Origin of the sequence: Gemmiger sp. An194 (assembly GCF_002160145.1) — a bacterium.
Classification (GTDB): Bacteria; Bacillota; Clostridia; order Oscillospirales; family Ruminococcaceae; genus Allofournierella.
In genome coordinates this window covers 48,892-55,011 of sequence record NZ_NFKA01000022.1, presented here as the reverse complement: position 1 = coordinate 55,011, position 6,120 = coordinate 48,892, and the positions used below count along the sequence as shown (strand labels likewise).

The 6,120-nt window shown below is 63.9% G+C and carries 8 protein-coding genes; all 8 read left to right on the top strand.

The annotated features are described in order from the left end of the window. On the top strand, positions 1-338 hold a 338-nt coding region (locus tag B5F28_RS14800), incomplete at its 5' end, for a hypothetical protein (protein WP_206423086.1). Further along, a complete protein-coding gene (locus B5F28_RS12400) occupies positions 322-624 on the top strand; it encodes a DUF3846 domain-containing protein (RefSeq protein ID WP_087296191.1) in 303 nt (100 codons plus the stop codon). The genes B5F28_RS14800 and B5F28_RS12400, both read left to right, overlap by 17 nt. A gap of 21 nt (positions 625-645) precedes the next feature. Next, on the top strand, positions 646-975 hold the full coding sequence (locus B5F28_RS12395) for a DUF3846 domain-containing protein (protein ID WP_087296190.1): 330 nt from the start codon (positions 646-648) through the stop codon (positions 973-975). Continuing rightward, on the top strand, positions 972-1,343 hold the full coding sequence (locus tag B5F28_RS12390; RefSeq protein WP_087296189.1) for a sporulation initiation factor Spo0A C-terminal domain-containing protein: 372 nt from the start codon (positions 972-974) through the stop codon (positions 1,341-1,343). Before B5F28_RS12395 ends, B5F28_RS12390 begins: the two co-directional genes overlap by 4 nt. Next, on the top strand, positions 1,321-2,709 hold the full coding sequence (locus tag B5F28_RS12385; protein ID WP_087296188.1) for an AAA family ATPase: 1,389 nt from the start codon (positions 1,321-1,323) through the stop codon (positions 2,707-2,709). Before B5F28_RS12390 ends, B5F28_RS12385 begins: the two co-directional genes overlap by 23 nt. Further along, complete coding sequence (locus B5F28_RS12380) at positions 2,709-3,896, top strand: ATP-binding protein (RefSeq protein ID WP_087296187.1); 1,188 nt, start codon at positions 2,709-2,711, stop codon at positions 3,894-3,896. The genes B5F28_RS12385 and B5F28_RS12380 overlap by 1 nt, the downstream gene beginning before the upstream one ends. Before the next feature lie 164 nt (positions 3,897-4,060). After that, positions 4,061-4,528 (top strand): DUF669 domain-containing protein, encoded by a 468-nt coding sequence (locus B5F28_RS12375; RefSeq protein WP_087296186.1) that lies wholly within the window; start codon positions 4,061-4,063, stop codon positions 4,526-4,528. A gap of 1 nt (position 4,529) precedes the next feature. After that, positions 4,530-6,116: a DEAD/DEAH box helicase gene (locus B5F28_RS12370; protein ID WP_087296185.1), complete on the top strand. Its 1,587-nt coding sequence runs from the start codon at positions 4,530-4,532 to the stop codon at positions 6,114-6,116. The last annotated feature ends 4 nt before the right edge of the window (positions 6,117-6,120 follow it).

The following is a 6,120-nucleotide window of genomic DNA, read 5'->3' as shown; positions in this document are numbered from 1 at the left end:
CCTACGGCAATGTGAATGCCTGGGTCAATAAGGCCCGCAAAAAGCAGGCGGAATTCGGCGTTGCAGCCCCGCCGCCCGAAGCGCCCCGAGAAGAACCGCCCGCCGCCACTGCCCCGCAGCCGCTCCCGGCCCATTACCGCCGGATGCTGCAAAGCGCGAAGGACGGTGCCGCAGGCCTGCGGCGTTTTCTGGAGGCCTACCGGGGCACGAAGCTTCTGGCCAGCGAGGACGAGCAGGCGCTGGAACGGCTGCTGACCGCGGCCGTGGGCTTTGCAAACGGACTGGAAGCGGGCCTTTGCGCCGCAGAAAGGGAGGGCAGCCATGCAGGTAATTCGTAAGGACCCGGGAAAACCGCCCCGATTGGTGGAGATCCCGAACACACTCAAGGCGCTGCAGCAGGCGGTGGGCGGCTACATCGAAACGGTGAGCTTCTGTGAGGATGCCCTGGTCATCTGCAACGAAGAGGGCCTGCTGATGGGCCTTGCACCGAACTGCAGCTTTCTGGGCATCCCCTTCGTGGGAACCATCCTGATCGTCGGCCGGTCCGGGGAGGAGTTCTGCAGCCTGAGCCACACGGCCCAGCAGCTGCTCCTCTCCCAGCTGGGCGCTGGCGAACAACCGTGAACATACAGGGAGGAATACAAGATGAATGTGATCAAGATCGAACCCGGCTGCACTCCGCAGCTGGCCAGCGTGGAGGAGATCAGTGTCCGGGCGCTGAGCGAGGCGCTGGGCGGCGGCATCGAGGTCTGGAACATGGACCCCTGCGGCCGTTTCATGGCGGTCTGCCGGGCAAACGGAGCGGAGCAGGGCCTGCCGGTGAACTGCCGCATCCCCTATCTGGGGTGCGTTCTGTACGGCACGGTCTGTGTGCTTCGCCGGGATTATAACCAGCTGGGCGCAGGTGTGCAGGAAGGCGACCTGTCCCGCATCGAAGGGCTGTACCAGCCCCTGAAGGAGGAGATGAGCGCATGACGCAAGAACGGATTTTTGAGGAGCTGAACCGGATCGGCGTCCCCACAAACGTGCAGGGCCGGTATTACATTGAGACAGCGCTGGACTGGATTCTGCGGCAGCCGGGCCACCGGTATGCCATCACCAAAGAGCTGTACCCTATGGTGGCAAAAATCTATGGTGTCACCGCCAACAACGTGGAGCGGGCCATCCGGCATGCGATCGCGAATGCCTTCACTCGGGGCAATGTGGAATACCTGAACCGCTACTTCGGCTATACGGTGGATTCCCGGAAGGATAAGCCCACCAATTCGGAATTTCTCACCATGGTGGCGCGCCGCCTGCAGATGAAAGGAGAGAATCAGCATGATCCGGATCAACAGTCTTGAGGCAGAGAATGTCAAGCGTATCCGCGCCGTGAAGATCGAGCCCACCGCCACCGGCCTCACCGTGGTGGGCGGGCGGAACAACCAGGGCAAGACCAGTGTGCTGGACGCCATCGCCTGGGCACTGGGCGGCGAGCGATACCGTCCCAGCGCGGCCCAGCGACAGGGCAGCGCCATCCCGCCCCGACTGAAGGTCACCCTCTCCAACGGCATCGTGGTGGAACGCAGCGGCAAGAATTCAAGTCTGAAGGTCACCGACCCCATGGGCAACAAGGCGGGCCAGAAGCTGCTGGACGCCTTTGTGGAGGAGCTGGCCCTGGACCTGCCCAAGTTCATGGAGGCCAGCGGCAAGGAGAAGGCCCGCACTCTGCTGCAGATCATCGGGGTGGGCGACCAGCTCATGGCGCTGGAGCGCAAGGAGACCGAGCTGTACAACCGGCGCCATGCCATCGGGCAGATCGCCGACCAGAAGAAGAAATACGCCCAGGAGCTGCCCAGCTGGGAGGGAGTGCCCGCCGAGCCGATCAGCGCCTCCGAGCTGATCGCCCAGCAGCAGGAGATCCTTGCCCGAAACGGGGAAAACCAGCGCAAGCGGGACCAGTTGGCCGAGATCACCCATGCCAAGCACCGGTACAGGGATGAGCTGGAGCGGCTGGACGAGCGCATCGAGATGCTGAAAAAGCAGCGGGAGGAGCTGCTGGAGCAGTACAACACGGCGGCCAGCCAGGAGGAGACCGCCCGCAAAACGGTCCTCCAGCTTCAGGACGAATCCACCGCCGAGCTGGAGGAGAACATCCGCAGCATCGAGCTGGTGAACATGAAGGTGCGGGCGAATCTGGACCGGGAGCGGGCGGAGGAGGAATCCGCGGAGTATGCCCGCCAGTATGCGGCGCTCACCGCCCAGATCGACGAGACCCGGGCCGAGAAGCTGGCCCTGCTGGAAGGGGCGGACCTGCCGCTGCCGGGCCTTTCGGTGCAGGACGGCGAGCTGACCTACAAGGGCCAGCAGTGGGACAATATGTCCGGCTCCGAGCAGCTGATGGTGGCCACGGCCATCGTGCGGCGGCTGAACCCGGAGTGCGGCTTCGTGCTGCTGGACAAGCTGGAGCAGATGGATCTGGACACCATGCGCAGCTTCGGCGCCTGGCTGGAGCAGGAAGGCCTGCAGGCCATCGCCACCCGGGTCTCCACCGGCAGCGAGTGCCAGATCATTATCGAGGACGGATATGCGCAGCAGACGCCGGGCCGAATCTTGCCCGGCGAGGACGGGTATGCGAGCGCGGGAAGCGCAGCAGCCCAGGCCGAACCCCAACCCGCAAGCACTCCCACACAGGAATCCCCCAAACAATGGAAAGCAGGTGAATTTTAATGGCATTTCCCATCACGAGCGGTGTGCAGAAAAAGGCCCAGAAGGCGGTCATCTACGGCCCTGAGGGCATCGGCAAAAGCACCATGGCGGCCCGGTTCCCCGGCGCGCTCTTCATCGACACCGAGGGCAGCACCGCCGGTATGAACGTGGACCGTCTCCCGGCCCCGGCCAGCTGGTCCATGCTCATGGACGAGGTCCGGTATGTCCGGGATACCCCCTCACTCTGCCGCACTCTGGTGCTGGACACCGCCGACTGGGCGGCCCAGCTCTGCACCCGGCATATCTGCGAAAAGGCGGATAAAAAGGGCATCGAGGACTTCGGCTACGGCAAGGGCTATGTGTATGTGGCCGAGGAGTTCGGCCGCCTGTTGAATCTGCTGCAGGAGGTGGCGGATCGGGGCGTTCATGTGGTGCTCACCGCCCATGCCAAGATCCGCAAGTTCGAGCAGCCGGACGAGATGGGCGCCTACGACCGCTGGGAGCTGAAGCTGGCAGGCAAGGAGGAAAAAAGCCTCTCCGCCCTGGTCAAGGAATGGGCGGATCTGGTTCTCTTCGCCAATTATAAGACCTATTCGGTGGCGGTGGACGACAAGGGCCAGAAGCGCAAGGCCCAGGGCGGTGCCCGGGTGATGTATACCACCCACCACCCCTGCTGGGACGCCAAGAACCGGCACGGCCTGGCCGATGAGCTGCCCTTTGACTATTCCGCCATCGCCCATATCTTCGATGGGGCGGTGCCCTTTGCCACCGCAGCCGCCGCAGGGGTCACTCCGGCAGCACAGCCGGCCGGGGCAGCGAATACCCCGCCCGCCCCGCAGCCGGACTCCGCCCCCAGCCAGATGGAATTGACTCCGCCCGCCGCCCAGCCGCCGATCATGGTGGAGGACGATTTGCCCCGGCATACCCCGCCCCAGAGCCAGACCGACGGCCTGCGCAAGGATGCAGACTGGCAGCAGCAGCGGCAGGTCCAGCTGGAAGAGGAGGGCATCCCCAAGGCGCTGGCTCAGCTGATGGCCCAGAACCAGGTGGACCCGGACGAGATCCAGGCGGTGGTGGGTGCCAAGGGCTATTATCCGGCGGATACCCCCATCCATGTGTATGACCCGGGCTTTATCCAGGGGGTTCTGGTGGGCGCCTGGTCCAGCGTGTTCGATGCGGTGGTGAAGAACCGGGACGTGCCGTTTTAAGCAAGGCGCTTGCTTAAAATCAATCCAAAGTCAATCCCCAAGTCAATCCAAAAGTTAACCGTTATAACAACCAAAAGCATCGCCGCACCTGTTGCAACAAGCGATTAAACAAGTGATAAGCGATCAAACAAGCAAGCAATCAAGCAATCAAGGAGGAAACCACAATGGCAAATGAACGTGAATTCGGCTGGGAAGACGTTATCGAGAACGACGGCGGCGCGTGGGAGCTGCTGCCCGAGGGGGATTATTCCTTCACGGTGGTCAATTTTACCCGGGGCCGCCACCCCGGCTCAGCCAAGCTGCCGCCCTGCAATAAGGCAGTGGTCACGCTGGCTGTGCAGGGCCCCAGCGGCGTGGTCAATATGGACCACAACCTCTTTCTCCACTCCAAGTGCGAGGGTCTGCTGTGCGCCTTTTTCACGGCGCTGGGCATGCGCAAGCACGGCGAGCAGCTGCGCATGAACTGGCCCGGCATCGTGGGCAAGACCGGCCGCTGCCACATCGCGGTGCGCACCTATAAGAAGGACGACGGCACCGAAGGCCAGTCCAACGACATCAAAAAGTTCCTGGAGCCGGAGCAGCCGGTGAGCGCCGCCACCGCCGGCCAGGGCTGGACCGCGGGAGCGTTCTGAGATGGAACTGCGGCCATACCAGAGCGAAGCGAGGCAGGCCGTACAGAGAGAGTGGTCCGAGGGCCGGCAGCGCACGCTGCTGGTCCTGCCCACCGGCTGCGGCAAGACCATCGTGTTCGCCAAGATCACAGAGGACCGGGTCAAGCTGGGGGAGCGGGTGCTGATCCTGGCCCACCGGGGGGAGCTGCTGGACCAGGCCGCCGATAAGATCAAGTCGGCCACCGGCCTGGGCTGCTCGGTGGAAAAGGCGGAGCAGTCCAGTCTGGGCAGCTGGTTCCGGGTCACCGTGGGCAGCGTCCAGACCCTTATGCGGCAAAAGCGGCTGTCCCGCTTTGCGCCCGATCATTTCGATACCATCATCATCGACGAGGCCCACCACGCGGTGTCCGGCAGCTATACCGCCATCCTGGACTATTTCAGCGCCGCCCGGGTGCTGGGAGTCACCGCCACACCGGACCGGGGCGATATGCGCAACCTGGGCCAGATCTTCGATTCGCTGGCCTATGAATACACCCTGCCCCAGGCCATCCGGGAGGGCTATCTCTGCCCCATCAAGGCGCTCACCGTGCCCCTGCGGCTGGATCTGTCCGGCGTGGGCATGAGCGGCGGCGACTTCAAGGCCGCAGATGTGGACAGTGCCCTGGACCCCTATCTGGAGCAGATCGCCGCCGAGATGGAGACCCAGTGCAAACACCGCAAAACCGTGGTCTTTCTGCCGCTGGTCAAAACCAGTCAGAAATTCCGCGACATCCTCACCGCCCACGGATTTTCAGCCGCCGAGGTGAACGGGGAAAGCGCCGACCGGGCCCGGATCCTGGAGGACTTTACCGCCGGAAAATACAACGTGCTGTGCAACTCCATGCTGCTCACCGAAGGCTGGGACTGCCCCGCCGTGGACTGCGTGATCGTGCTGCGTCCCACCCGGGTGCGCAGCCTGTACTGCCAGATGGTGGGCCGCGGCACCCGCCTTGCCCCGGGCAAGGAGCATCTTCTGCTGCTGGATTTCCTCTGGCACACCGAGCGGCAGGAGCTCTGCCGCCCCGCGGACCTGATCTGCGAGAGCCGAGAGGTGGCTCAGAAGATGACCGAGAACCTGGAAGAGGAGGCGGGCGGCGCACCGGTGGACATCCAGCAGGCGGAGGAAAAGGCCGCCAGCGACGTGGTGGCCCAGCGGGAAGAGGCGCTGGCCAAGCAGCTGGAGGAGATGCGCCGGCGCAAGCGCAAGCTGGTGGACCCGCTGCAGTACGAGAAGAGCATCCAGGCCGAGGATTTGACCGGCTATGTGCCCAGCTTCGGCTGGGAGATGGCCCCGCCCAGCGCCGGGCAGGTGAAAACGCTGGAGAAGCTGGGCATCCTGCCGGACGCAGTGGAAAACGCCGGCAAGGCAAGCCTTCTGCTGGATCGGCTGGAAAAGCGCCGGGAGCTGGGTCTCACCACCCCAAAGCAGATCCGTTTTCTGGAAGGCCGGGGCTTTGCCCATGTGGGCACCTGGCAGTTTGATCAGGCCAAAAGGCTCATCGACCGCATCGCCGCCAGCGGCTGGCGGATTCCGCCCAACATCGACCCGGCCACCTATCAGCCGGAATAAGGAG

Coding starts and splice junctions, on each gene's coding strand:
- B5F28_RS12400 (WP_087296191.1), top strand. CDS start 322: ATGCAGGTAATTCGTAAGGACCCGGGAAAACCGCCCCGATTGGTGGAG.
- B5F28_RS12395 (WP_087296190.1), top strand. CDS start 646: ATGAATGTGATCAAGATCGAACCCGGCTGCACTCCGCAGCTGGCCAGC.
- B5F28_RS12390 (WP_087296189.1), top strand. CDS start 972: ATGACGCAAGAACGGATTTTTGAGGAGCTGAACCGGATCGGCGTCCCC.
- B5F28_RS12385 (WP_087296188.1), top strand. CDS start 1,321: ATGATCCGGATCAACAGTCTTGAGGCAGAGAATGTCAAGCGTATCCGC.
- B5F28_RS12380 (WP_087296187.1), top strand. CDS start 2,709: ATGGCATTTCCCATCACGAGCGGTGTGCAGAAAAAGGCCCAGAAGGCG.
- B5F28_RS12375 (WP_087296186.1), top strand. CDS start 4,061: ATGGCAAATGAACGTGAATTCGGCTGGGAAGACGTTATCGAGAACGAC.
- B5F28_RS12370 (WP_087296185.1), top strand. CDS start 4,530: ATGGAACTGCGGCCATACCAGAGCGAAGCGAGGCAGGCCGTACAGAGA.